We start from the raw sequence: 23,443 nt of genomic DNA, 5'->3' as shown, positions 1-23,443 counted from the left end.
CGGTGAATCAGAACTTGTACGTCACACCCAGGCCAAAACCGTTGGCGCTGTTTTCGTACTTGGCGCTGTAGGACGAACCCAAAGCGTTGGACTTGTTGACCTTGACCGGCTCTTCCTTGAGGTAGGAGTAGGCCAGGTCGACGATCATGTTCGGCATCACTTGGTAGCCCAAGCCGACACTGAAGATGGTCCGGTCGCCGGTAGGAATACGTGGCGAGCGGTCAGTGTTGTTGGTTGGCGACTGGTCGAACGTCAGGCCGGTACGCAGCACCACTTGCTTGGTGACCTGGTACGAAGTACCCACGGCATAGGCCCAGGTGTCATGCCAGTTCTGTGGCTCAGAGATGGTGCCCACGATTTGCGGTGCGGCAGCGCCGCCGGCACGGGTAACGCCGTCGTTGTTGACCGTGATGTCTTTCAGACGGCTCCAACGAGTCCAGGTGCTACCGGCGTAGACTTTCCAGGCATCGTTGATGTCCTGGGTCACGGACAGGTCGTAGGATTCAGGCGTGTCGATCTTCAACGAAGCGTCGTAGCGACCGCTAGCCAGCACTGCTGCTGTTGGCGTAGGCGCGGTCACTTCGGTGTGGCCTTCCAGCTTGTAGCTGACTTTGGAGTGGTAAGTCAGGCCCACTCGCGTGGTATCGGTGGCTTGTACCAGCACGCCGACGTTGAAGCCGACAGCGGTATCATCGCCTTTGATCGTGATGTTGGTATTCGGGACGGCTGGGTTAGGCGTCAGAGCCAACTCGGATTCCAGCTTGCCGGAAATCCGGTTGATGGTCGGACCAAAGCCGATGGAAACGCGGTCGTTGAAGGCATAGCTGACGGTCGGCTGCAGAGTGATGACAGACACTTTGCTGTAGCTGCCGAACGAGCGACCTTGGAAACCTGTTTCATAATCAGTCACCAGGCCGAACGGTGCGTACACACCAAAGCCGATAGCCCACTGATCATTGAGTTTATTCGTGTAGAAGCCGAATGGAACACCGGTGAAGGGCACCATGTCGCCTTTGTTGCTACCGGATGAGCGGCCGCCAGCATTTTTGATATCGGTGGAGGCGTCAATGGCTGCAACGCCACCGGTGATCTGCTGACCTTCCAGGCGAGCCATACCGGCAGGGTTACCGTAGACAGTGCTTGCGTTATCCGCAGAAGAAGAGCGACCTGCGAAACCCGTACCCATCCCGGCGACGTCTTGCTCGTTAAGAGCAAAGCCACTTGCGAACAGTTGGGAGGATGCCATGGTAACGGCGAGGCTAAGTGTGGTCTTGAGCATTACTTTTTTCATTATTAGAACTCCGTGGTGATCACCGCTGCGGAAAGTAACAATAAATCTAAGCGAGCGCTATAGGCTGTAAAGCAGGAGATAGAGCGGTTTTGTAGGACAATCCGACCAAAATCAACGTTTTTAGCCGAATCTTGCAAAATGCCTGATCAGCAAGTGACCTGATTCATGGGGGATACACAGGTTTTCCAGGCCTGGGCGAAATCCCGCAGCCGGCCTTGAGGGTGAAATATTTCTTTCCAGATACGCGCCATGGCCAAGACATCACCCGGCGGTGGGAGGGCGGGGCTGTGCTGTTCCACCAACAGCCAGGCAATTGCGGTGGCGTACCGCAAGTTCACCGTCAACTCCAGCTGGGGGGCGCTGAGGAATGCATGTTGGCTCGCCAGCCCGCGCACGAGGCTGGCGCGCTCGGGGTCGAGTGCCAGGTATTCATCCCAGAGGGCGCGGTGGCGGGGTTCGGTGATGCTGTACAGGCCATGGCCGCGCCGATCATGCAGGGCGGAACCCAATTCCGACTGGCTGGCGGCAATGCCCAGCAGCAGGGATTCAGCTGTCGGGTCATGACGGCCGAGGTACATCAACGTCGGACGGATCACATAACGACACAATTCGCTGGCGGCGATACCCATACAAGCCTCAATCCGTGAAAGTGGACGACGAGGCCTGAGAGGGGGCTTGGCAGCTGTGATTTGGATCTCAGGCCCGTCGCAAGCGGATCATGCCGCTTGAGTTGAAGTGTAGTGTCATATTTACGATGTAAAGGACTGTTTTTAAAACATCTTCTTCATTTAGTTATAACGTTTATATCTATTCGAACTTAGTAAAAAAATAAAATTAGCGAATTTTGGGCAATAAAAAACCCTGCCGTCAGACAGGGTTTTTGTGTTTCAGCGACCTGGGTCGATCAGGCGGTCAAGGCCTGACGGGTACGATCGATCACAGCCTGCAGCGGTTCTGCGCTGGAGTATTGATCGGGGTACAGGCGTTCGCTGTGACGTGCGATGCCGTGTTCGTTGACCAGGGTGAAGCTGAAACAGCCTTTGCGAGCGGCCATGATCAGGCAGTTCATTGGTGCAAAAGCGTTGGTGAGGGTGCGAATGGCATCCTGAGTGTGGATTTGAGTGTTCATATTATTGGTGTTCCTACAAATGACACGGATAAGAACCGTGCAACGTTAAAACGTTCCAGTAACGTTGATCACCGTTGATCAAACGAAGAACCCGACTGGAACAAAGCAGCCAGTTTGAAGCGCTGATAAGTTTGGCGCGCTTGGGCTGGCAGGTAGGTACTTAGGAGGGCAGGCAACACAACAAGGGCAAAGGTTCTGGGCCCGGGGTGAAGATCCTGATCAATTTGCAGGTTGGTTCGGTCAGAGTATTGAGACTTCGCGACACCCTTTGCTTGTTCAAAGGCAGTGTCGTCGCAAGCGATACCTGGAAACCATCGAGGTGGTCGATCCCGTGTTGTTCAGGGGACTTGTTCGACCAGAATTGACTTTCAGCTTGGTACTAACGCCGCGGATAGTAACGGATTGAAACAAGGAAGGGAAGTGTGCTAGCCAAAAAACTTAAATCAGCCGCCGAGCAGGCCACGATAGACCAGTACCGTCAAGGCTGCCGCCAGTGCGCAACCCAAGCCGTAAGCCGCCAGCGTCAGGCGCAGGGACTGGCCGGTTTCGATCACCTTCATCACGTCGTGCATGTCATTGATCCTGCCTTCGCTCAACTCGATGCACAAACTGAGTGCGGTGAAAGCAGCCGACAGCAGGATGGCGATGGCAAACAATGCGCCGTCGGGTGAAGGCAGTGCCGCATTGATGCCCAACGAGGTCGCGCAGATCACTAGCAGCAACACGGCAAATAACAAAATGCCTTTCATGGGCGTCTACACGGTTGCGTTATCGGTGGGGCAGTGTGGCGAGGCGAGATGGATTTGAAAAGTACCTCGTTTGACCTGGTCGGTAACATTTTCTGGGCGTATCGAACCAAAAAGCACCGTCGATATAACCATTGGAAGGGGACTTGTGCACATTGGTTGCGGCGTGTGTAACCCCTTTGTCAACCGCCCGCAAGTGCTCCCGTTAGCCTGCAATGGAAATTTAAGTCAATGAAAAATCTCGCTTTTTTTTATTGGTGAAAAAATCGTCAGTTTGACTGCGGCCCCCATTCCATGGGCCTTTGGGCGAGTTAAAGAAGGGTTTTCCACTGAGTTATCCACAGCTTCTGTGGATTGTCCCAAGCGCTTGCTCTAGAACGGGCGTGCAGGTTTTTTTCAGCTTTACCTGTACGAAAAAAAGAGTAGAGTGGCGCGCCTTCCGTTCTGTCCCACAGTGCTTTATGAAGTTTCGCTCAGTATCACCTTCTGTTACCGATACCCCTCAAACTGTTACCGCACCCAAGCGCTTTTCCTTGAAAGTCGCCTTGTGGCTGCTGGACAGTCCACGCCTGGGGCAGAGCACCAACATCAAACACATCGCTGGGCGCTTGCTCAAGCAGCCGGCTCGTGAAGGCGTGGTGGCCGCGCAAAGTCGCTTGGGTCAATTGATGTGTCGTGAATGCGGCAACGCCCGCGACCGCCGTATCGGCCAAGACCTGCTGCGCCTGGCGGCCCGCGCTGGCGACCGTCGTGCCCAGCGCGAACTGGGTCAAGTCGAAGACTGAGCTGTCTTCCTGCCCTGTGCTTGGTTAACCTTGCTTATTTTCGGTGAAGGCAGACATGGCTATGGTTTTTGACTGGACCAGTATTGCCTTGGGTCTTGCGGGTGCAGCAGTGCCTTTATTGGCGGTGTGCTGGCAGATTCAGCGGCGGCTGACAGCGCGCATGACCGGCTGGGAGTTGCTCGAAGAGCGCCTGGCCACCGCACAACTGGCCCAGGAAGGGCTTGCGGCCCAACTGGACGCCAGTCGTGATGAAGTCAGCGACCTGAGTCAGGCCAATGCCGCCAAGCAAGCAGACCTGGCCGCGGTACGCCGCGAAGTCGAGCTATTGCAGATCGATCGTGATAACGCCCGCGACGCCGCCCACGCCTGGAACCTCGACCGCAACGCCAAGGACACTGAACTGCGCCGCCTTGACGCACTGTCGGCAGCCCTGCGCGCCGAGCTGCGTGAACAGCAGGACAGCCATCAACAACGTCTCGCTGACTTGCAAGGTTCGCGCGATGAACTGCGTGCGCAGTTCGCCGAACTCGCCGGGAAGATTTTCGACGAGCGTGAACAGCGCTTTGCCGAAACCAGCCAGGAGCGCCTTGGTCAACTGCTCGACCCTCTCAAAGAGCGTATCCAGTCCTTTGAAAAGCGCGTGGAAGAAAGCTACCAGAGCGAAGCGCGCGAGCGTTTTTCCCTGGCGAAAGAGCTGGAGCGCCTACAGCAACTGAACCTGCGCCTGTCGGACGAAGCTACTAACCTGACCCGCGCGCTCAAAGGCCAGAAAACCCAGGGTAACTGGGGCGAACTGATCCTGGAGCGGGTCCTGGAACATGCGGGTCTGGAGAAGGGGCGTGAGTATCAGACCCAGGTCAGCCTCAAGGGACCGGATGGCGAGCGTTTCCAGCCGGATGTGCTGATCATGTTGCCTGGCGACAAACAAGTAGTGGTCGATTCCAAAGTCAGCCTGACCGCCTACCAACAGTATGTGGCGGCGGATGACGAGGTGATCGGCCAAGCGGCGTTAAAGCAGCACGTACTGTCCTTGCGCAATCACGTCAAAGGCTTGGCCGGCAAGGACTACAAGCGTCTGGAAGGTTTGCACAGCCTGGATTTCGTTTTGCTGTTCGTGCCCATCGAGGCGGCTTTTTCCGCGGCACTGCAGGCGGAGCCGAACCTGTTCCAGGAAGCCTTCGACCGCCATATCGTGATCGTCAGTCCCACCACGTTGCTGGCCACGTTGCGGGTGATCGACAGTCTGTGGAAGCAGGAGCGCCAGAGCCAGAATGCGCGGGAGATTGCCGAGCGCGCAGGTTGGCTCTATGACAAGTTCGTGCTGTTTATCCAGGACCTGGATGAGGTGGGCAACCGTCTCCAACAGTTGGATAAGGCTTACAGTGCGGCACGCAACAAGCTGACGGATGGGCGTGGGAACCTGGTCAGCCGCACCGAGCAGTTAAGGTTGCTCGGTGCGCGTGCCAGCAAAAGCCTGCCAGCGGATTTGCTGGAGCGCGCGATGACCGATGCGGATGGTGTAGCGCATTTGCCTGAGTAGGCGCAGAGCAACATGTGGGAGGGAGCAATCCCCCTCTCACATTATTAAAGGGGCAAATGCCGGCTTAGCAGTGCTCGCAGCGCCGCCGGCTTAACCGGTTTGGCCAGGTAATCCAACCCCGCCGCATGCACCTCGGCCACCATCTCCGGCCGCCCGTCGGCACTGATCACCACTCCTGGGATCGGCTCTGCCATTTGTGCGCGCAGCCACCCCATCAGCTCAGTGCCGGTTTCGCCGTGGTCCAAGTGGTAATCCACCAGCGCCAGTTGCGGGCGCACACCGTCGGCCAGCAGTGCCGCACATTGTGCCTGGTCGGTGGCGGTCCACACTTCGCAGCCCCAGCGTGTCAGCAGGCTGCGCATGCCGATCAGGATGCTCTCTTCATTGTCCACGCACAGAACCTGCGCACCGCTCAGCGGCAGGCCGTTGTCTTGCAGGGCCTTGATCGGCGGGCTGGCCTGGTTGCGCGCTAGTGGCACGCGCACGCTGAATACGCTGCCCTTGCCCGGCCATGAACGCACACTCAGGGTGTGGCCCAGCACGCGGCACAGGCCGTCGGCGATCGCCAGGCCCAAGCCCAGGCCCTTTTCGGCACGTGTCTGGTGGCTGTCGAGGCGCTTGAACTCTTCGAAGATCACCTTTTGTTTATCCAGCGGAATGCCGGGGCCGCGGTCCCAGACTTCCAGGCACAACTCGCCTTTGCGTCTACGAACACCCAGTAGCACTGGTCCGTCGGCATAGCGGAACGCGTTGGTCAGAAAGTTCTGCAAGATCCGCCGCAGCAGCTTGATGTCGCTGTCGATGCGCAGTCGGCTGCCACGCAGTCGAAAGCGCAAGCCTTGCTCCTGGGCCAGTGCCTTGAATTCGGCGCCCAGGGTGTCGAACAGTTCGTTGAGGATAAAGGGGTGGCGCTGCGGATTGATCTTGCCGTTTTCCAGGCGTGAGATATCCAGCAGGTCACTGATCAGGTCCTCGGCAGAACGTAGTGAGCTGTCGAGGTGTTGCACCAGTTGTCGCGCTTCGTTGGACAGGCCGTCGTGCTGGTGGGAGAGGGCCGCGGAAAACAGCCGCGCAGCGTTCAACGGTTGCATCAAGTCATGGCTCACCGCTGCCAGGAAGCGGGTTTTCGACTGGCTGGCGGATTCCGCCACACCCTTGGCCTCGGTGAGTGCGACGTTGAGTTGCGACAACTCGTGGGTACGTTCGGTCACCCGTTGTTCCAGGCCTTCGTTGGCTTCGGTCAAGGCCTGTTCGGCTTCGCGGAATGCCGTGATGTCGGTGAAGCTCATGACAAATCCGCCGCCGGGCATCGGGTTGCCGATCAGTTCGATCACTCGTCCATTGGGGAACAAACGCTCGGACGTATGCGCACGTCCCTGGCGCATCCAGTGCAGGCGTCGCGCCACATGCACTTCCGCTTCGCCGGGGCCGCACAGGCCGCGCTCGGCGTTGTAGCGAATGATGTCGGCAATCGGCCGTCCCACGCTGATCAAGCCTTCGGGATAGTTGAACAGCTCCAGGTAACGACGGTTCCAGGCCACCAGCTTCAGCGACTGGTCCACCACGCTGATGCCCTGGGTGATGTTTTCGATCGCGCCTTGCAGCAATGCCCGGTTGAATTGCAAAACCTCGGAGGCTTCGTCAGCGATGCGTACGACGTCCTCCAGCTGCATTTCCCGGCCTTCAATGGCGGCTTTTACTACAGCGCGTGTTGAAGAGGCGCCGAGCACACCCGCCAACAGGCGTTCGGTGTGGGCGATCCATTCGTTGTCGGCATTCTGGTTGGGGTTGAAGCCTTTGCCCTGGCGATAGGCGAAGCGAATAAAACTCTGCTGGGCACGTTCTTCCCCGACAAAGCGTGCGGCGAGGCTGAGCAGGTCGCTGATCTGTACCGACAACATCGAGCGGGCGCTGGCGCGTTCGCTGATTTCCTGGCCGATGAATCGTCCGGCTTGCCAATGTTCGGAAACCCGTGTGCGCGATAGCATCGAGACCCACACAAAGAGCGTGAAGTTGCCGGCCAGGGAAAACACGGTGCCCAGGGTCAGCGAAGTAACGGACAAACCGAGCGGGTGTGAATGCATCCAGGTCAGGCCTGGGAAAAGGTTGAGCGACCAGCCCAGGCTTTTCGCCGTAACCGGTAGGACCAAAGTGTAGAACCACAAGAATGTGCCCGTCGCCAACCCGGCAAACACACCACGGCGGTTGGCCTGCTTCCAGTACAACGCGCCGAGCATCGCCGGGGCCAGTTGGGTCACGGCGGCAAAGGCGATCTGACCGATGGTGGCCAGGCTCGCGGTGGAACCGAGCAGGCGATAACTGACGTAGGCCAGCAGCAGGATGATTACAATGCTGACTCGGCGCACCGACAGCATCCAGTGACGGAACACTTCGAATGGCCGCTCGGCGCTGGAGCGCCTGAGTAGCCACGGCAGCAGCATGTCGTTTGAGACCATGGTCGACAAGGCGATGCTGGCGACGATCACCATACCGGTGGCAGCTGATGCTCCGCCGATAAACGCCAGCACGGCAAGAGCCGGATGGGCTTCGGCCATGGGCAGGCTGATCACGTAGGAGTCTGGCAAAACCGAGCCCGGCAACAGCATCTTGCCGCCGAGGGCGATGGGAACCACGAACAGGGCGGCGAGGATCAAGTAGGCGGGGAACACCCATTTGGCCAGGCGCAAATCCTGGGGATCGATGTTCTCCACCACCGTCACATGGAACTGCCGGGGCAGGCAGATAATCGCCATCATCGCTACGCCGGTCTGCACCACCATCGACGGCCAGTTGATCGTTTCTTGCCAGTATTCTTCCAAGCGTGGAGCAAGCATCGCCTGGCTGAACAGGTCGCCGAAGCCGTCGTACAGGCCGTAGGTCACAAAGGCACCGACCGCGAGAAAGGCGAACAGCTTGACCAGGGATTCAAAGGCAATTGCCAGCACCATGCCGCGGTGGTGTTCGGTGGCGTCGAGGTTGCGTGTACCGAACACAATGGTGAACAACGCCAGCACCAGCGACACAATCAAGGCGGTATCCTGGGCGCGGGTGCCAGTGGTGTCCGGCCCGGAGCCGATCAACAGGTTCACGCCCAGCACGATGCCTTTGAGTTGCAGGGCGATATAAGGCAGCACGCCCACCAGGCATATCAGCGCGACGACCACTGCCAGCGACTGGGATTTGCCGTAGCGGGCGGCGATAAAGTCGGCAATGGAGGTGATGTTTTCCTGCTTGCTGATCAGAATCATCTTCTGCAGCACCCAGGGTGCCAACACCAGCAAAAGCACCGGTCCAAGATAGATCGGTAAAAAAGCCCACAACTGTTCGGCGGCCTGACCTACGGCGCCGAAAAAAGTCCAACTGGTGCAGTAAACGGCCAGCGAAAGGCTGTACACCCAGGCACGCATGCGCGGCGGTAGCGGCGTATGGCGGCGGTCACCGTAAAAAGCGATGGCAAACATAATGGCCATATAGGCCAGGGCAACGGCGGCGATCAGCCCGCTGGACAGCGTCATGGTAACTCCGAGCATAAGAACACCCAGGCATTCCAGGCCCGGCTGGACAGTCTCGCATGATGCTTGGGGTTAGTCAGTGTCGACCAAGGTCTTGTGAGGGGTAATGTCGCAGGGGGGTTAGTGGGGTGGTAGGGTTTTCTGGCGCAAGATATAGATCGTCACCAGCACGGCGCTGGTCAGCATGAAGCCGCGTGCCCAGGGCAGGGGGACGAGGTAGCAGGAAAAGCCGATGCTCAGCCACATCAAGCCGATGGCGTAGACCTTGCCCTTGAGCGGGATGCCATTGCCGTCCAGGTAGTCACGGACCCACGGGCCCAGGCGCGGGTGTTCCACCAGCCAGTGGTAGAAACGTGGGGAGCTTCGAGCGAAGCAGGCGGCGGCGAGGAGCAGGAAGGGTGTGGTCGGCAATACCGGAAGGAAAATGCCGATTACCCCCAGCGCTACGCTCAGCCAGCCGATGGCCAGCAGTGCGTAACGCAGGGGCAGTGAACGGTTGCCCATGGGTGTCACGGGCAAACGACTCAGTGGTGACGTGGCTTGAGGATCGCCGGTTTTTCGTCAGGGGCGTTGCACAGCAGGTACAGAGCGGTCAGGGCTTCCGGGATCTGTACGATCATGTCGTCCATCAGGTTGGCATCGGCGGCGATATCAGAAAACTCAGCTTCTTCTTCAAACAGCCCCGAACCGACCATGATCGGCAGCAGCATTTCGCTGACTTCTTCCTCGGCGGTTTCGAACCAGGCGGCTTCGCGCAGGAATACACCTTCCATGAAGCCGATGCACCAGCCGCGCAGGTCGGAGTCATCCGGCTCTTCGCCCAGGTCCAGCTCGCACGGCAGCTCGAATTCCTCGTCGGAGGCCAGTTGGCGACCGATGTGGGCCTTGAGAGCGATCAGCGTGGATTCGATCTCTTCGCGTTGGGCATCGTCGGTGTAATGCGGCTCTTCGGCGAACAACGCGTCGATCCATTCACGGTCAGGCACGACATCGGCGCAGATCGACAGGGCGGTCAGGTAGCCGTGGGCGGCCACGTAGTCCAGCGCCTCGTCATGCAGCTCATCGGCGTCGAGGAAGGCTTGCAGGCGGGTTAGTTGCTCAGCGAAGGACATTGAAGGGCTACCTTGGGAATAAACGATGCTGAATTCTAGGCTTTCTTGAGCGCCCAGGCCAGCTGCAAGGCATATTTGCCGGGTTTTAGATGCGGGGTTCAGGGAGACGTCTATTCGTCAGTCGTGCCCTTTGCCGGATGACGCTCGGGTATACTGCCGCGTTTTGCGATGCCCCTGCAGGCCCAGCGCCAACCCGAGAAAACTTCGCTTACGGATTATTTCCCGTGAAACCGTGTTTTTTCGGCCAGCCTGTACAGTGGGATTTCGGCACCATTTTGGAGTTTTACATGCTCGAGCAGGCTCAACGCGTCCTCAAGGACATCTTCGGCTACGACAGTTTTCGTGGCCGCCAGGGTGCGATCATTGAGCGCGTGGCCAATGGCGGTGACGCCCTGGTGCTGATGCCTACTGGCGGCGGTAAATCGTTGTGCTTCCAGGTGCCGGCCCTGTTGCGCAATGGCCTGGCGGTGGTAGTGTCGCCGCTGATCGCGTTGATGGATGACCAGGTCGCCACGCTCGAAGAGCTGGGCGTCGCTGCCGCATCGTTGAACTCCACCCTCAGTGCCGAACAGCAGCGCGACCTGGCGGCACGCATCAAGCGTGGTGAAGTCAAGATGCTCTACCTGGCGCCTGAGCGACTGGTACAGCCGCGCATGCTGGCCTTCTTGCAGAGTCTGGAAATCGCCCTGTTCGCCATCGATGAAGCCCACTGTGTGTCGCAATGGGGTCATGATTTCCGCCGCGAATATTTGCAGTTGGGCCAGTTGGCCGAGCTGTTCCCCGACGTGCCGCGTATCGCCTTGACCGCCACCGCCGACAAACGCACCCGTGAGGAAATCGTCGAGCGCCTGCACCTGCAGAATGCCGAACGTTTCCTGTCGAGTTTCGATCGGCCGAATATTTTCTACCGCATAGTGCCCAAGGAGCAGCCGCGCAAGCAGCTGCTGGCGTTCCTGTCCGAACGGCGCAGCGATGCGGGCATTGTGTATTGCCTGTCGCGCAAAAAAGTCGATGAGGTGGCGGCGTTCCTGTGTGAGCAAGGCTACCCGGCGCTGCCGTACCACGCCGGGCTGCCCAACGATTTGCGTGCTTATCACCAGAAGCGCTTCCTCAACGAGGAAGGCCTGATCATGGTGGCCACCATCGCATTCGGCATGGGCATCGACAAATCCAACGTGCGCTTCGTGGCCCATATGGACCTGCCCAAATCCCTTGAGGCGTATTACCAGGAAACCGGTCGCGCCGGCCGTGACGGCCTGCCGGCTGATGCCTGGATGGTCTACGGCCTGCAAGATGTGGTGATGCTCAAGCAGATGCTGCAAAACTCCGAAGGCGACGAGCGCCACAAGCGCCTGGAGCAGCACAAGCTCGACGCCATGTTGTCGCTGTGTGAAGAAACCCGCTGCCGCCGCCAGACCTTGCTTGCGTACTTCGACGAAGACATGCCGGAGCCGTGCGGCCACTGCGACAATTGCGTGGATGGCGTGCAGACCTGGGACGCCACTGAGCCTGCACGCCAGGGCTTGTCCGCCATTTACCGTACCGGCCAGCGTTATGGCGTGAGCCATCTGGTGGATGTGTTGCTGGGCAAGGACAACGAAAAGGTGCGCAGTTTCGGCCACGAGAAACTCTCGGTCTACGGCGTCGGCAAGGCGCGCGCCGAAGGCGAGTGGCGTTCATTGTTCCGTCAGATGGTTGCCCGGGGCTTGGTGGACATCGATATCGAAGGCTTCGGCGGCCTGCGCTTGAACGACAGTTGTCGGCCTTTGCTCAAGGGTGAAGTGAGCCTGGAGCTGCGCCGCGACCTCAAGCCGCAGACCACCGCCAAGAGCAGTACCAGCCAGGCCAGCCAATTGGTGCGTGGCGAGGAGCGCGAGCAATGGGAAGCCTTGCGCACCTTGCGTCGCAAACTGGCGCAGGAGCACAGCGTGCCGCCTTACGTCATTTTCCCCGACTCCACGTTGCTGGAAATGCTGCGCGAGCAACCGACCACCATGGCCGAGATGGCCAGGGTCAGCGGCGTGGGCGCGCGCAAGCTGGAGCGGTACGGCCAGGCTTTCCTGGAAGTGCTCGGCGGCCAGGCTGAAGCGCCGAAGGAAGTCGCCGATATCCGTCACGAACTGATCAGCTTGGCCCGTGCCGGGATGACCCCAATTCAGATTGCCGGGCAATTGCAATGCTCGGAAAAGAACGTCTACACCTTGCTCGCCGAATCCATCGGCAAGCAGCAGTTGTCCTTGGAGCAGGCCCTTGATTTGCCGGAAGATTTACTGGGCGAAATCCAGGATGCTTTCCTGGATGGAGAAGGCGAATTGCCACCCGTTGCCGAGATAGCACCGCTGTTTACCGGGCGAGTTCCGGAGGGTGTTCTGTACTGTGTACGTGCCGCTTTGCAGTCTGAATTCGAGATTTAGTGTGCCAATTGCGACAATAGTAACGAATCAGTACATAGCGACCCTTGCCTACTGGCATGGCTCATGCTTAGCTGACTAATAATTAGCCATACTTTATTTTCAGTCTAAATCATGAGTTTTTTATGCCGTTAACCGATCAACACCGTTTTGGCATGCAGTTGGCGCAGATGTCCCGAGGTTGGCGCGCTGAACTGGACCGTCGCCTGGCGGGGCTGGGTTTGTCCCAGGCGCGTTGGCTGGTGCTGTTGCACCTGGCCCGTTTTGCAGAAGCACCCACCCAGCGTGAACTGGCACAAAGTGTTGGGGTGGAAGGGCCGACCCTGGCGCGCCTGCTCGACAGCCTGGAAAGCCAGGGCCTCGTGCAGCGCCAAGCGGTCGTGGAAGACCGTCGTGCCAAGCGTATCTTGCTGTGCGATACCGCCCGTCCCCTGATCGACCAGATCGAAACCATCGCCACGGCCTTGCGCCATGAACTGTTTGTGGGCGTGGATGAAGAAGACATGCGCGTGTGCATGCGCGTGCACGGGCACATCCTGGCGAACCTGGAAAAGTCCTGAACTCGGCCACGTTGAAGATCAAAATGTGGGAGCGGGCTTGCTCGCGAATGCGGTGCTTCAGTCAACTTATGCATCGACTGACACACTGCTTTCGCGAGCAAGCCCGCTCCCACAGTTGCTTCAGTGTGTGGCTTTAGAAGGTCTGGCCCAGGTTCAGGTACACCGCCTGCTGCTTGTCATCGTTGAACCCATAGCTGAAATTGAGCGGCCCCAGCGGTGTATCAAACCCGAGGAAAACACTCGCGGCGTTGATATACCCGCTGTCGAACTCATTATCGTTGTTCCACGCCCGGCCCCGTTCCACGGACGCCCCGAGGTACAGTGGGAAGTCCAGCGGCAGGTATGAGCGTGGCGTCAGGCGGCGGTAGTAAACCGCGCGTATCAGGCTGATGTTCTGGCCCGAGATCGCATCTTCGCGAAAGCCCGACAATTGCCGCGCGCCACCCAGCAGGAAGCTGGAAATCACCACGTCGGATTTATCCAGGGTGCGTCCATAACGCCCACCCAGTATCAGGGTGTCCGGGCCGTGGCTCATGGCCTTGTCCAGCTTGAACTCCCATTGGCGGTAGCGTTGGTCCGAGCCGAGGCCGGGTTCGAATTCTCGGAAGGCCAGACCGATGTCTTCGCCAGAGTGGGGGAAGTACACGTTGTCCAGGGAGTCGAACGAGTATTTCAGTTCATAGAAGCCTTCACTGAAGCTGACGCTCGGTAGGTCTCGGTCGCCGATGCGCACGTCCGCATTGCCCCAGGCTTCGCCGACGCCGAAGCGAATCTCGCCGCTGTTGCCGATCTGTCGTCCCACGTTCAGGCCAAAACCATAACGCTCCAGGCGGTATTCGGAGATGGGATCGTTGTCCAGGATCAGTTCAACGTTCTGCGCCTGGGCCCTGATATAGGGCGCGACGAAGTAGCGCGATCCCGTGTCCAGTGGCTGGTAGAACTCGCTGTACAACTCTTGGCGGTCACCGATCTGCACCCGGGTCAGCCATTCGGCGCCGAGTCGGTTGATGCCATTCATGCGGTAGCTGGCGCCGAGGTTGAAGGCGCTGTCCCCGCGCATGTCATCTGATAGGTTCAAGCCCAGGCGCAGGTAGTCGGTGCCGCTGCGCTTGCCCCGTGCGCTGATCACCAGGGTGTTGTCGTGGCCTTTCTTGACCACGCGGTATTGCACCTGTTCGAAGTAATCCAGGCCGTACAACGTGCCCATGTCCGCTTGCAGGCGGCCCAGGTTAAGGGGTTCCCCCAGGGCTTGGCGGATGTAGTAGCGAATCACGTCGTCGCTGACTTTCGAATCGTTTTCCACCTGGATTGCAGTGATGATTGGCGTGCGTTCGCCCGGCGTGCGGGCCGCCACCAGTTGCGGGTCCACGGGGGCGGTGGGGCGCAGATGGGCCAGGCGAATATCGAGGGCACGAGTGGCGCGGTAGCCGGCGTCGATCATGTCCTTGGCGCGACCGAAATCCGTCACCCCATAAGCCGCCAGCGGCGGTTGGATCAGCACATCCTTCGGATGCAGGGCCTTGAGCTGTTCTTCGGAGTTGCGGCGGGTCATCAGGGTGATGGATTGGTTGAGCACATCCACCACGGTCGCCAGTTGCTTGCGTGAACGAAGCGGGGTGCCGATGTCCACTACAATGGCGATGTCGACGCCCATCTCCCGTGCCACATCCAGCGGGATGTTGTCGGTCATGCCGCCGTCCACCAGCAGGCGGCCGTCCAGTTCCACGGGAGCGAACACAGCAGGGATCGACATGCTGGCGCGTATCACCTGAGGCAGGTGGCCTTTGTTGAACACCACTTTTTCGCCGGTGGTGATGTCGGTGGCCACGGCGCGGAAGGGGATCGGCAGCTTGTCGAAATTGCGGGTGTTGCTGGTGTGGGCAAACATGCTTTCCAGCAGCAGCGCCAGGTTCTGGCCCTGGATAACGCCCAGGGGCAGGCCGAGGCTGCCGTCGTCGCGAAAACTGAGTTTCTGCTTGACCAGGAAATCCCGGTCATCCTGTTTGCGTCGGAACGGCACATCCTCCCGTGGCGGCGCATCGGATAAGGCCTGTTGCCAATCGATATTGAGCGCCAGTTTCTCCAGCTCATCGATCTTGTAGCCTGAAGCGTATAGCCCGCCAATCACCGCGCCCATGCTGGTGCCGGCAATCGCATCGATGTGAATACCTTGTTCTTCCAGCGCTTTGAGCACGCCGATATGCGCCAGCCCACGGGCGGCACCGCCGGATAACACCAGGCCGACTTTAGGGCGTGGCGTTTCAACAGCGTTGACGAGAAGAGGGAGCAGACACAGAAACAGGCAGGACAGCAGGCGGCGCATCATGAGTCTCGAAGCTGGGCGATAAAGGCCGGTATTATAGCCACTCGATCGGCCATGCCCGTTACGCCAGGAACCTGTCAAATTATGTCTGCAAGCAAACCCGAGATCGTCATCACCTATTGCACCCAATGCCAGTGGCTGTTGCGTGCCGCGTGGCTGGCCCAGGAATTGTTGAACACTTTCGCCGATGACTTGGGGCGGGTGACGCTGGAGCCTGCCACTGGCGGTGCGTTTCGTATCACCTGCGACGGCGTGCAGATCTGGGAACGCAAGGTGGATGGCGGTTTTCCGGAGGCCAAGGTGCTCAAGCAGCGCGTGCGCGATCAGATCGATCCTCAGCGCGACCTGGGTCATAACGATCGGACGCAGTAAACAAAGTCACCGCCACTGAGGGCGGTGACCCAAGGTAGCGTCGCTATTTGGCAGCCATTTTGTTTTTGATGAAGGCGACGATAAACGTCAGCACCAGGCCGCCGACGCCACCCCCGACGATGTTGCTGCCGAGCGCCGCAACATTCAGCGCGTCACCTGCCGGTGCGCCGAGGAGCCAGGAGAGCAGTTGCCCCAACACCAGCCCGCCCACGCCGCCAACCATAGAGTTGAGCCCGGTGGAGCCCATGCTTTGGTTGGTCATGCCGGCCAGGTTGCCGCCGATGGCCCCGCTGATGATCTGAACCAACAAGCTGATGATCATTTCCATGGTAAAACCCCTGCATCGCGTAAAGGGAGTGACCACTCGCGTGCAGCAACTTCAGAAAAGACCATGGCTGTCGTCGAGGTGTCTTTTATCCGTTGAACGACTACCGACTGTTGCGGATGTCTAAAGTATAGATCAGGCCGTTGCAGCGGGCTGTTTAGCCTGGCTGGCGCTGCCCATCAGGCCGGACAGCACGATGGCGACGATGATCAGTGCGCCACCCAGCAACATGCGCAGCGTTGGGGTTTCGGCAAACAGCAGCCAGGCCACGGTGATACCGTAGACCGGTTCCATGGCAAACACCACGGAGGCAGTGCGCGCCTTGATCACGGCGAGACTGGCGACGAACAGGCTGTGGGCCAGGCCGGTACAGAACACGCCCAGCAATCCGATCCACAGCCAGTCGATGGCCTGCACCTGCGCCAGCCCTGGCGCGGCCACGGGCAGCAGGCAGGCGGCGACCACCACGTTCTGGCACAGCGCAGCCTGTACGGCAGGAATCCGTCCGGAGCTGGCGCGGTTATTCAGTGACAACAGAGAAAACAACAGGCCGGAGGCGATGCCCCAGAGCAGGCCGCCAGTGGCTTCGCTGGCGAGGTTGAAGTCTGGTGTCACCAGTACCAGTCCGACGCTGACCAGCGCCACCAGCACCACTTCATTGGCGCGAATACGCTCGCGGAAGATCAGTCCTTCGAGAATCACAGTGAAGGCGGGAAATGCGGTAAACCCCAGCGTCGCAACGGCCACACCAGCCACCTTGACCGCAATGAAGAAGGTCACCCAGTGCGCTGCCAGCAGCACACCGCTGACCAGCAACCGGCGCCAGTCGCGCAGTTCCAGCCGTTTCCAGGCCGTGTTGCTGGCAAACCGCGCAAATACTGCGAGGGCCAGCACGGCAAACATTGCACGGCCAAACACGATGATCGACGGCGAGGCGGCCGCCAGTTTGCCGAACACGCCGGTAAGGCCAAACATCAATGCGCCGATATGCAGGGCGCCGAGGGCTGAGCGGGGAGTCATTGCGATCCTATGAACCAACGGGGTAACAGAAGCGCAGTCTAGAGGGTTGTACGGGGGCGCGTCTGTCGCTGGGCTCGCGATTTTTATCGCGAGACTCTTCCTACGATGAACGCCGTAACGCACCCGGGGATACACCAAACTCCCGCAGCATCGCGGCGGCAAATGCACTTTGTGAGTTATAGCCGATGCGATCAGCGACTTCACCGATAGGTAAAGCGGTCTCACGCAACAGCTTCAGAGCCATCTGCAAACGGCGGCTGCGGATGTAGTCCATGGGCGTCTGCCCGCATTCGGCCATGAAGCGCGCATGCAGGCGCGCTACCGACAGCTCGGCAATTCGCGCAAGGTCCGCCACTTGCAATGGATGCCTGACATGCCGCTCGATATGCACATCGAACGCCGCATACGGCAGGCGCCGGCCCAGCATCGGTTGGGCCTGCGGATGATGGTTGAGGCTGGCGAGCAGCAATACCGCGCCTTGCTGGGCGATCAACGGGTCCTCCACCGGGCTGTGGGCCAGCCATCGCACCAGTTGGTGTTGCCGAGTGTCCAGCGCCAGGCGCGTGGGTTGATCCAGCAAGCGGCGGCTGGCATCGGCGTGATCGCCCAAGGATTGCAGCAACCAGTGCTCGGTGGGCACATCCAGTACCAGGCAGCGGCTGCCATCGCGACTGCCGCAGGCGTGGTGGGCGGAGAACGGCAGCACCATCACGCTGCTTTCGTGCACCTGGCTACCACGGCCATCCACTTCCAGGTCCAGGTGCCCGGACAAGCCGAATACCAACTGCGCATGGTCATGGCTATGGGCAATAGGGGCTTCGACGTAGTGGCGCAGCGTGAGGGTCGGTCTCATCGCGGTCTCCAGGGCAACAAGCCCGCAGTCTACAACGCTTCGCAGGCGTCCGGCGCTGTCATCAGACTGACGCAAAGCTGTCATGGGCTATTAATCGCCAGGGTGCAAGCTCGCGAAAACACCGTCGAGGGATGCCCATGACCAGTGCCGAGTTGGCCAAACCCAGCCGCAAACAACGGGTTCGAACCCTGTGGATTTCCGACGTGCACCTGGGCACCCGGGATTGTCAGGCCGAACACCTGTCGCAGTTCCTCAAGGGTTATCACGCCGACAAGGTGTATCTGGTCGGCGACATCATCGACGGCTGGAAGATGCGTGGCGGCATGTACTGGCCCCAGGCTCACACCAACGTGATCCGTCGCCTGCTGACCATGGCCAAGCGCGGCACCGAGGTGATTTACGTCACTGGCAACCACGACGAATTCCTGCGCCGCTATTCCAAGCTGATCCTGGGCAATATCCAGTTAGTGGATGAAGCGGTGCATGTCACCGCCGATGGCCGCCATTTGCTGGTGATCCATGGCGATCAGTTTGACGTGATCACCCGTTATCACCGCTGGCTCGCATTCCTCGGCGACTCGGCCTACGAATTCACCCTCACCCTGAACCGCTGGCTCAACCATTGGCGCGCACGGTACGGCTATGGCTACTGGTCGCTGTCGGCGTACCTCAAGCACAAGGTCAAGACGGCAGTAAGCTTTATCAGCGATTTCGAAGAAGCGATTGCCCACGAAGTGACCAAGCGCGAGCTGCATGGCGTGGTGTGCGGGCATATTCACCATGCCGAGATTCGCAAGGTGGGCGAGGTGGATTACCTCAACTGCGGGGACTGGGTGGAGTCGTGCACGGCGTTGATCGAGCACTGGGATGGCAGTATCGAGTTGTATCGGTTGGCGGATGCGCAGGCGAAAGAGGCGCAGCTCAAAGCCGAGATGGTTGCAGGCTAGTGTTCTAGCCAGTCCAAATATGGGAGGGGGCTTGCCCCCGATAGCAATGTGTCAGTCGGCACATCAGTTGCTGAAAGACCGCCATCGGGGGCAAGCCCCCTCCCACATTTTCAGTCCAGGTTTCTTCAGTTGGAGACGTCGGCGATGGCCTGGGCCAACAAGGCTAGCCGCTTGGCATCAATCCCTGCAACACTGGCCCGCCCCGAGCTGACCATATACACGCTGTGCTTCTCCCGCAGTTGCTTCACCTGCTCGGCGTTCAAGCCGGTATAGGAAAACATCCCGCGTTGCGCGCCAATATGGGCGAACCGTTCGGCCAAGCCGTGCGGCGCCAGCGCCTCCACCAGGCCTGCGCGCAACTGCGCAATCCGTGAACGCATGGCTTCGACTTCACCGCTCCATACCTTCTTGAGTTCAGCATCACCCAGGATGGTCGCGACCACTGCCGCGCCATGGTCCGGCGGCGTCGACCACAGGTTGCGCGCGATATTCGCCAGTTGGCTGCGCACATCCGTGAGCTTCTCGGCATCTGCCGCGCACACGATCAGCGCGCCGACGCGGTCGCGGTACAGGCCGAAGTTCTTCGAGCAGGAACTGGTGATCAGCACCTCGGGCAGCTCGGCAGCAAACAACCGCACTGCCCATGCGTCCTGCTCCAGGCCATCACCAAAGCCCTGGTAGGCGAAGTCGATCAACGGCAGCAATTGGCGCTCGCGCACGATCTGCAGCACCTGGTGCCAATCATCCTGGGACAGGTCGAAACCGGTCGGGTTGTGGCAGCAAGCGTGCAGCAGCACCACGTCGCCCTTCGGCACGGTGGATAGGGTGGCAAGCATCGCCTGCACATCCAGGCGATTGTCGGCACCCACATACGGGTAATGGCTGACCTTGAGCCCGGCCTTGGCAAAGATGGTTTCGTGGATCGGCCAGGTCGGGTTGCTCAGCCATACACCACGGCCCGGCAGGCTGTGGGCGATGAAGTCGGCGCTCAGGCGCAGGGCACCAGTGCCGCCTGGGGTCTGTGTGGCGCCGGCACGGCGTTCGCGGATCAGGGCGGAGTCGGTGCCGAGCACCAGTTCGCTGATCAGTTTGCCGAACGCGGCGTCACCGTGACCACCGATGTAGGTTTTGGTGGTCTGTGTGTCCACCAGGCGTTGTTCGGCCAGCTTCACCGAATGGGGAATCGGCGTCAGGCCCTGATCGTCCTTGTAGACGCCCACGCCCAAGTCGAACTTGTTCGGGTTGGTGTCTTGGGCGTACAGGTCCATCAGCCCGAGGATCGGGTCGCCGGACACGCGGCCAATGGCATCGAAATGCATTACTTGCGGCCCTCGGCGGTCTTGGCCACTTCGTCGGTGCGTGCGGCCATGATGAAGTCGTTGCGGTGCAGGCCCTTGATGGAGTGGCTCCACCAGGTCACGGTGACTTTGCCCCATTCGGTGAGCAGGCCAGGGTGATGACCTTCGGCTTCGGAGATTTCACCCATGGCATTGGTAAACGCCAGGGCGAATTTGAAGTTCTTGAACAGGAAAACCTTTTCCAGCTGCATCACGCCGTCGCGCACTTCGATGTTCCAGTCGGGGATCTGCTTGATCAGTACCGGCAACTCTTCGTCGCTGACTTGTGGGGCGTCGGCGCGGCAGGCTTCGCAGTGGGCTTGGTTCAAGGTGGTCATGTCAGTGTCCTGAATTCGAGTGTTTGAAAAACGGTCGTCAGTGGCGTCACCCTAAAGCAACGCGGGACCAGGGAACAGACTCACCTGGCCTCAAGAGGTAAGGTTCAAGCCGCCTTGGGCTTGGGAGGAAACTTCGGTGCGTGCAGACCCAACTGCATGCCACGCTCCACCATGGCCATGATGTCTTCCTGCGCGACTTCGAACAGGCGCTTGAGCTCGGGCAGTACGAAGTACAGCGGTTGCAGGATGTCGATGCGGTACGGAGTGCGCATCGCTTCCAGCGGGTCGAAGGCTTGATGCTCGGGCTCGTCGGACAGGCTGTACACCGTCTCCTTGGGCGACGACAGGATACCGCCACCGTAGATGCGCCGGCCTTGGGGCGTGTCCACCAGGCCGAACTCGATGGTCATCCAGTATAGGCGCGCCAGGTACACCCGCTGCTCCTTGGTGGCCGCCAGGCCGAGCTTGCCGTAGGTGTGGGTGAATTCAGCGAACCAAGGGTTGGTCAGCAGCGGGCAGTGGCCGAAGATCTCGTGGAAAATGTCCGGTTCTTGCAGGTAGTCCAGTTCTTCACGGGTACGAATAAAGGTCGCCACCGGAAACTGCTTGCTGGCGAGCAGTTCGAAGAAGGTCTGGAAGGGGATCAGCGCCGGTACGCGGGCGACTTGCCAGCCGGTGGTTTCGGCCAGCACTTTGTTGATCTCGCCCAGTTGCGGGATGCGATCCAGCGGCAGGCCGAGCTTGTCGATGCCGTCCAGGTATTCCTGGCAGGCGCGACCCTCGATCACTTTCAACTGGCGCGTGATCAGGGTGTTCCACACCGCGTGTTCTTCCGGCGGGTAGTGGATAAAACCTTGCGCATCGGGCTCGCGGGCCACGTATTGCGTCTGCTTCATACGGCTCTCCTGCTAGGAATTCGTTCTTGTTATGTCCTGCGATGAGCTTATTGATAACCCGATGGGCGCGAGATTCCATCCACCTTCAAGCACTGGGGTGTAGGAAAATATACCGACTTTTGTAAAGTATTCGTTACGACTGTGCGGCCAATCATTGTATCGGGCTGTGAAAAGGGCCTGTGTTGTCACATAATCTTGACGACTATCTGCGCCCAGCGACAAAAAGACGCGGCGCCTTCCCACTTTTCGGGCCTTTCCATGCGTATCAAAGTGCACTGCCAGAACCGTATCGGCATCCTGCGGGACATTCTCAACCTGCTGGTGGAGTACGGCGTCAACGTCGCCAAGGGCGAAGTCGGCGGTGAGCATGGCAACGCCATCTACCTGTTTTGTCCGAACCTGGTGAACATGCAGTTCCAGGCGCTGCGCCCGCAGTTCGAAGCGATTGCCGGGGTCTTTGGGGTGAAGCGGGTAGGGTTGATGCCCAGTGAACGGCGCCATATGGAGCTCAATGCGCTGCTCGGCGCCCTGGAGTTTCCGGTGCTGTCGATTGACATGGGTGGCTCCATTGTCGCCGCCAACCGTGCGGCGGCGCAGTTGCTCGGGGTACGGGTGGACGAGGTGCCGGGCATTCCGTTGTCGCGCTATGCCGAAGACTTTGACCTGCCGGAACTGGTGCGTGCGAGCAAGTCGCGGATCAATGGCCTGCGGGTCAAGGTCAAGGGCGACGTGTTTCTGGCGGACATCGCGCCACTGCAATCTTCCGAACATGATGACAGCGAGGCCATGGCCGGTGCCGTGCTGACGCTGCACCGTGCCGATCGCGTGGGTGAGCGCATCTACAATGTGCGCAAGCAAGAGCTGCGTGGCTTCGACAGCATCTTCCAAAGCTCCAAGGTCATGGCGGCGGTGGTGCGTGAAGCCCGGCGCATGGCACCGCTGGATGCGCCTCTATTAATAGAAGGCGAAACCGGCACCGGTAAGGAGCTGTTGGCGCGTGCTTGTCACTTGGCCAGCCCGCGTGGGCAGTCGCCGTTGATGGCACTCAACTGCGCAGGCCTGCCGGAATCGATGGCCGAGACCGAGCTATTCGGCTACGGCCCCGGCGCATTTGAAGGGGCGCGGGCTGAAGGCAAGCTGGGGCTGCTGGAGCTGACGGCGGGCGGTACGCTGTTTCTCGATGGTGTCGGGGAAATGAGTGCGCGCTTGCAGGTGAAGTTACTGCGCTTTTTGCAGGACGGTTGCTTCCGTCGCGTAGGCAGCGATGAAGAGGTTTACCTGGATGTGCGGGTGATCTGCGCGACCCAGGTCGACTTGTCGGAGCTCTGTGCGCGCGGTGAATTCCGTCAGGATCTCTATCACCGCCTGAACGTGCTGTCGCTGCATATCCCGCCCTTGCGTGAATGCCTGGATGGCTTGGCGCCGTTGGTCGAGCATTTTCTTGATCAGGCCAGCCGGCAGATCGGCTGCTCGTTGCCCAAGCTGGCCCCGGCGGCCATGGATCGCCTCAGCCATTATCACTGGCCGGGCAATGTGCGGCAGTTGGAAAACGTGTTGTTCCAGGCGGTGTCGTTGTGTGATGGCGGTACGGTCAAGGTCGAGCACATTCGCTTGCCGGACTATGGCGTGCGCCAGCCTCTGGGCGACTTTTCCCTGGAGGGCGGGCTGGAAGACATTGTTGGACGCTTCGAGAAGGCGGTGTTGGAAAGCTTGTATGCCGAGCACCCCAGCAGCCGACAGTTGGGTAAGCGCCTGGGGGTGTCTCACACCACCATCGCCAATAAGTTGCGTGATTACGAAATCCTCAAGTCCGACAAATAAGCCACTGACACAACCCGGTCAAAAATGTGCGGGCTTGTGTGGGAGCTGGCTTGTCGAATCGTCGCACCGCTGCGATGGCATCACCGCGATGTGACTCACACACCGAGGTGCCTGCATCGCGGGCA

At 59.7% G+C, this 23,443-nt stretch carries 21 protein-coding genes; 7 read left to right on the top strand and 14 right to left on the bottom strand.

Annotation, left to right across the window (positions count from 1 at the left end; genetic code table 11):
• Nucleotides 1–7 precede the first annotated feature (7 nt).
• The 4 genes from AC07V4_RS09095 to AC07V4_RS09080 form a co-directional block, all read right to left on the bottom strand.
• Nucleotides 8–1,291: an OmpP1/FadL family transporter gene (locus AC07V4_RS09095; RefSeq protein ID WP_431751787.1), complete on the bottom strand. Its 1,284-nt coding sequence runs from the start codon at nt 1,289–1,291 to the stop codon at nt 8–10.
• 146 nt (nt 1,292–1,437) lie between these two features.
• A complete protein-coding gene (locus AC07V4_RS09090; RefSeq protein WP_431751788.1) occupies nt 1,438–1,920 on the bottom strand; it encodes a hypothetical protein in 483 nt (160 codons plus the stop codon).
• A gap of 275 nt (nt 1,921–2,195) precedes the next feature.
• Complete coding sequence (locus AC07V4_RS09085) at nt 2,196–2,420, bottom strand: hypothetical protein (protein ID WP_060756074.1); 225 nt, start codon at nt 2,418–2,420, stop codon at nt 2,196–2,198.
• Nucleotides 2,421–2,863: 443 nt separating this feature from the next.
• A complete protein-coding gene (locus AC07V4_RS09080; RefSeq protein ID WP_431751789.1) occupies nt 2,864–3,169 on the bottom strand; it encodes a hypothetical protein in 306 nt (101 codons plus the stop codon).
• Between the two features lie 458 nt (nt 3,170–3,627).
• On the opposite strand from AC07V4_RS09080, the gene AC07V4_RS09075 reads away from it, so the two are divergent.
• Nucleotides 3,628–3,951: an SEL1-like repeat protein gene (locus AC07V4_RS09075; protein WP_431751790.1), complete on the top strand. Its 324-nt coding sequence runs from the start codon at nt 3,628–3,630 to the stop codon at nt 3,949–3,951.
• Between the two features lie 61 nt (nt 3,952–4,012).
• On the top strand, nt 4,013–5,491 hold the full coding sequence (locus tag AC07V4_RS09070) for a DNA recombination protein RmuC (protein ID WP_431751795.1): 1,479 nt from the start codon (nt 4,013–4,015) through the stop codon (nt 5,489–5,491).
• Nucleotides 5,492–5,535: 44 nt separating this feature from the next.
• On the opposite strand, the gene AC07V4_RS09065 is transcribed toward AC07V4_RS09070, so the two are convergent.
• The 3 genes from AC07V4_RS09065 to AC07V4_RS09055 form a co-directional block, all read right to left on the bottom strand.
• A complete protein-coding gene (locus tag AC07V4_RS09065; RefSeq protein ID WP_492635891.1) occupies nt 5,536–9,006 on the bottom strand; it encodes a hybrid sensor histidine kinase/response regulator in 3,471 nt (1,156 codons plus the stop codon).
• Nucleotides 9,007–9,123: 117 nt separating this feature from the next.
• A complete protein-coding gene (locus AC07V4_RS09060) occupies nt 9,124–9,507 on the bottom strand; it encodes a YbaN family protein (protein ID WP_492635892.1) in 384 nt (127 codons plus the stop codon).
• Nucleotides 9,508–9,527: 20 nt separating this feature from the next.
• Nucleotides 9,528–10,115 carry a UPF0149 family protein gene (locus AC07V4_RS09055; protein ID WP_431751793.1) on the bottom strand — a complete coding sequence of 196 codons (588 nt, stop codon included), beginning with the start codon at nt 10,113–10,115 and terminating at the stop codon, nt 9,528–9,530.
• Between the two features lie 287 nt (nt 10,116–10,402).
• Between AC07V4_RS09055 and recQ the strand changes: the two genes are divergently transcribed.
• Together recQ and AC07V4_RS09045 are read left to right on the top strand one after the other, a co-directional pair.
• Entirely contained in the window at nt 10,403–12,529 is a 2,127-nt protein-coding gene (recQ, locus tag AC07V4_RS09050; RefSeq protein ID WP_492635893.1) for a DNA helicase RecQ, read from the top strand.
• A gap of 122 nt (nt 12,530–12,651) precedes the next feature.
• Nucleotides 12,652–13,086, top strand: coding sequence for a MarR family transcriptional regulator (locus AC07V4_RS09045; protein WP_123715558.1), 435 nt, complete (start codon nt 12,652–12,654; stop codon nt 13,084–13,086).
• Nucleotides 13,087–13,219: 133 nt separating this feature from the next.
• Here AC07V4_RS09045 and AC07V4_RS09040 read toward each other — a convergent pair whose 3' ends face one another.
• Entirely contained in the window at nt 13,220–15,409 is a 2,190-nt protein-coding gene (locus tag AC07V4_RS09040) for a patatin-like phospholipase family protein (RefSeq protein WP_492635894.1), read from the bottom strand.
• Between the two features lie 84 nt (nt 15,410–15,493).
• Here AC07V4_RS09040 and AC07V4_RS09035 point away from each other — a divergent pair, with 84 nt between their 5' ends.
• Nucleotides 15,494–15,781: an Rdx family protein gene (locus tag AC07V4_RS09035; RefSeq protein WP_492635895.1), complete on the top strand. Its 288-nt coding sequence runs from the start codon at nt 15,494–15,496 to the stop codon at nt 15,779–15,781.
• Nucleotides 15,782–15,824: 43 nt separating this feature from the next.
• Here the strand turns inward: AC07V4_RS09035 and AC07V4_RS09030 are convergent, their stop codons facing one another.
• From AC07V4_RS09030 to AC07V4_RS09020, 3 genes are all read right to left on the bottom strand, one after another.
• Nucleotides 15,825–16,109 (bottom strand): hypothetical protein, encoded by a 285-nt coding sequence (locus AC07V4_RS09030; protein ID WP_492635896.1) that lies wholly within the window; start codon nt 16,107–16,109, stop codon nt 15,825–15,827.
• 132 nt (nt 16,110–16,241) lie between these two features.
• Complete coding sequence (locus AC07V4_RS09025) at nt 16,242–17,126, bottom strand: DMT family transporter (RefSeq protein WP_492635897.1); 885 nt, start codon at nt 17,124–17,126, stop codon at nt 16,242–16,244.
• Between the two features lie 100 nt (nt 17,127–17,226).
• Nucleotides 17,227–17,979, bottom strand: a complete 753-nt coding sequence (locus AC07V4_RS09020; protein ID WP_492635898.1) for a helix-turn-helix transcriptional regulator — start codon at nt 17,977–17,979, stop codon at nt 17,227–17,229.
• Between the two features lie 137 nt (nt 17,980–18,116).
• Between AC07V4_RS09020 and AC07V4_RS09015 the strand changes: the two genes are divergently transcribed.
• The gene (locus AC07V4_RS09015; RefSeq protein WP_431753235.1) at nt 18,117–18,926 is read left to right on the top strand and encodes a UDP-2,3-diacylglucosamine diphosphatase; all 810 of its coding nucleotides are present in this window, start codon (nt 18,117–18,119) and stop codon (nt 18,924–18,926) included.
• 125 nt (nt 18,927–19,051) lie between these two features.
• Here the strand turns inward: AC07V4_RS09015 and AC07V4_RS09010 are convergent, their stop codons facing one another.
• From AC07V4_RS09010 to phhA, 3 genes are all read right to left on the bottom strand, one after another.
• The gene (locus AC07V4_RS09010; protein WP_492635899.1) at nt 19,052–20,245 is read right to left on the bottom strand and encodes an amino acid aminotransferase; all 1,194 of its coding nucleotides are present in this window, start codon (nt 20,243–20,245) and stop codon (nt 19,052–19,054) included.
• On the bottom strand, nt 20,245–20,601 hold the full coding sequence (locus AC07V4_RS09005; protein ID WP_003192995.1) for a 4a-hydroxytetrahydrobiopterin dehydratase: 357 nt from the start codon (nt 20,599–20,601) through the stop codon (nt 20,245–20,247). Before AC07V4_RS09005 ends, AC07V4_RS09010 begins: the two co-directional genes overlap by 1 nt.
• A gap of 104 nt (nt 20,602–20,705) precedes the next feature.
• Nucleotides 20,706–21,497 carry a phenylalanine 4-monooxygenase gene (gene phhA, locus AC07V4_RS09000; RefSeq protein ID WP_431752265.1) on the bottom strand — a complete coding sequence of 264 codons (792 nt, stop codon included), beginning with the start codon at nt 21,495–21,497 and terminating at the stop codon, nt 20,706–20,708.
• A 258-nt stretch (nt 21,498–21,755) separates the two neighbouring features.
• Here phhA and AC07V4_RS08995 point away from each other — a divergent pair, with 258 nt between their 5' ends.
• Nucleotides 21,756–23,318: a sigma-54-dependent transcriptional regulator gene (locus AC07V4_RS08995; RefSeq protein ID WP_492635900.1), complete on the top strand. Its 1,563-nt coding sequence runs from the start codon at nt 21,756–21,758 to the stop codon at nt 23,316–23,318.
• Nucleotides 23,319–23,443 lie beyond the last annotated feature (125 nt).

It is taken from the genome of Pseudomonas sp. GW821-FHT03A09, from assembly GCF_059421065.1.
Note: the sequence above shows the minus strand (reverse complement) of the source record. Positions and strands in the feature narration are given on the sequence as shown.

Bases quoted from the DNA above. Each gene is read 5' to 3' on its own strand.
- recQ (WP_492635893.1), top strand. From the start codon at position 10,403: ATGCTCGAGCAGGCTCAACGCGTCCTCAAGGACATCTTCGGCTACGAC.
- AC07V4_RS09005 (WP_003192995.1), bottom strand. From the start codon at position 20,601: ATGACCACCTTGAACCAAGCCCACTGCGAAGCCTGCCGCGCCGACGCC.
- AC07V4_RS09075 (WP_431751790.1), top strand. From the start codon at position 3,628: ATGAAGTTTCGCTCAGTATCACCTTCTGTTACCGATACCCCTCAAACT.
- AC07V4_RS09045 (WP_123715558.1), top strand. From the start codon at position 12,652: ATGCCGTTAACCGATCAACACCGTTTTGGCATGCAGTTGGCGCAGATG.
- AC07V4_RS09020 (WP_492635898.1), bottom strand. From the start codon at position 17,979: ATGAGACCGACCCTCACGCTGCGCCACTACGTCGAAGCCCCTATTGCC.
- AC07V4_RS08995 (WP_492635900.1), top strand. From the start codon at position 21,756: ATGCGTATCAAAGTGCACTGCCAGAACCGTATCGGCATCCTGCGGGAC.
- AC07V4_RS09090 (WP_431751788.1), bottom strand. From the start codon at position 1,920: ATGGGTATCGCCGCCAGCGAATTGTGTCGTTATGTGATCCGTCCGACG.
- AC07V4_RS09025 (WP_492635897.1), bottom strand. From the start codon at position 17,126: ATGACTCCCCGCTCAGCCCTCGGCGCCCTGCATATCGGCGCATTGATG.
- AC07V4_RS09065 (WP_492635891.1), bottom strand. From the start codon at position 9,006: ATGACGCTGTCCAGCGGGCTGATCGCCGCCGTTGCCCTGGCCTATATG.
- AC07V4_RS09055 (WP_431751793.1), bottom strand. From the start codon at position 10,115: ATGTCCTTCGCTGAGCAACTAACCCGCCTGCAAGCCTTCCTCGACGCC.
- AC07V4_RS09040 (WP_492635894.1), bottom strand. From the start codon at position 15,409: ATGCGCCGCCTGCTGTCCTGCCTGTTTCTGTGTCTGCTCCCTCTTCTC.
- AC07V4_RS09080 (WP_431751789.1), bottom strand. From the start codon at position 3,169: ATGAAAGGCATTTTGTTATTTGCCGTGTTGCTGCTAGTGATCTGCGCG.
- AC07V4_RS09015 (WP_431753235.1), top strand. From the start codon at position 18,117: ATGACCAGTGCCGAGTTGGCCAAACCCAGCCGCAAACAACGGGTTCGA.
- AC07V4_RS09085 (WP_060756074.1), bottom strand. From the start codon at position 2,420: ATGAACACTCAAATCCACACTCAGGATGCCATTCGCACCCTCACCAAC.
- AC07V4_RS09060 (WP_492635892.1), bottom strand. From the start codon at position 9,507: ATGGGCAACCGTTCACTGCCCCTGCGTTACGCACTGCTGGCCATCGGC.
- AC07V4_RS09030 (WP_492635896.1), bottom strand. From the start codon at position 16,109: ATGGAAATGATCATCAGCTTGTTGGTTCAGATCATCAGCGGGGCCATC.
- AC07V4_RS09010 (WP_492635899.1), bottom strand. From the start codon at position 20,245: ATGCATTTCGATGCCATTGGCCGCGTGTCCGGCGACCCGATCCTCGGG.
- AC07V4_RS09035 (WP_492635895.1), top strand. From the start codon at position 15,494: ATGTCTGCAAGCAAACCCGAGATCGTCATCACCTATTGCACCCAATGC.
- phhA (WP_431752265.1), bottom strand. From the start codon at position 21,497: ATGAAGCAGACGCAATACGTGGCCCGCGAGCCCGATGCGCAAGGTTTT.
- AC07V4_RS09070 (WP_431751795.1), top strand. From the start codon at position 4,013: ATGGTTTTTGACTGGACCAGTATTGCCTTGGGTCTTGCGGGTGCAGCA.
- AC07V4_RS09095 (WP_431751787.1), bottom strand. From the start codon at position 1,291: ATGAAAAAAGTAATGCTCAAGACCACACTTAGCCTCGCCGTTACCATG.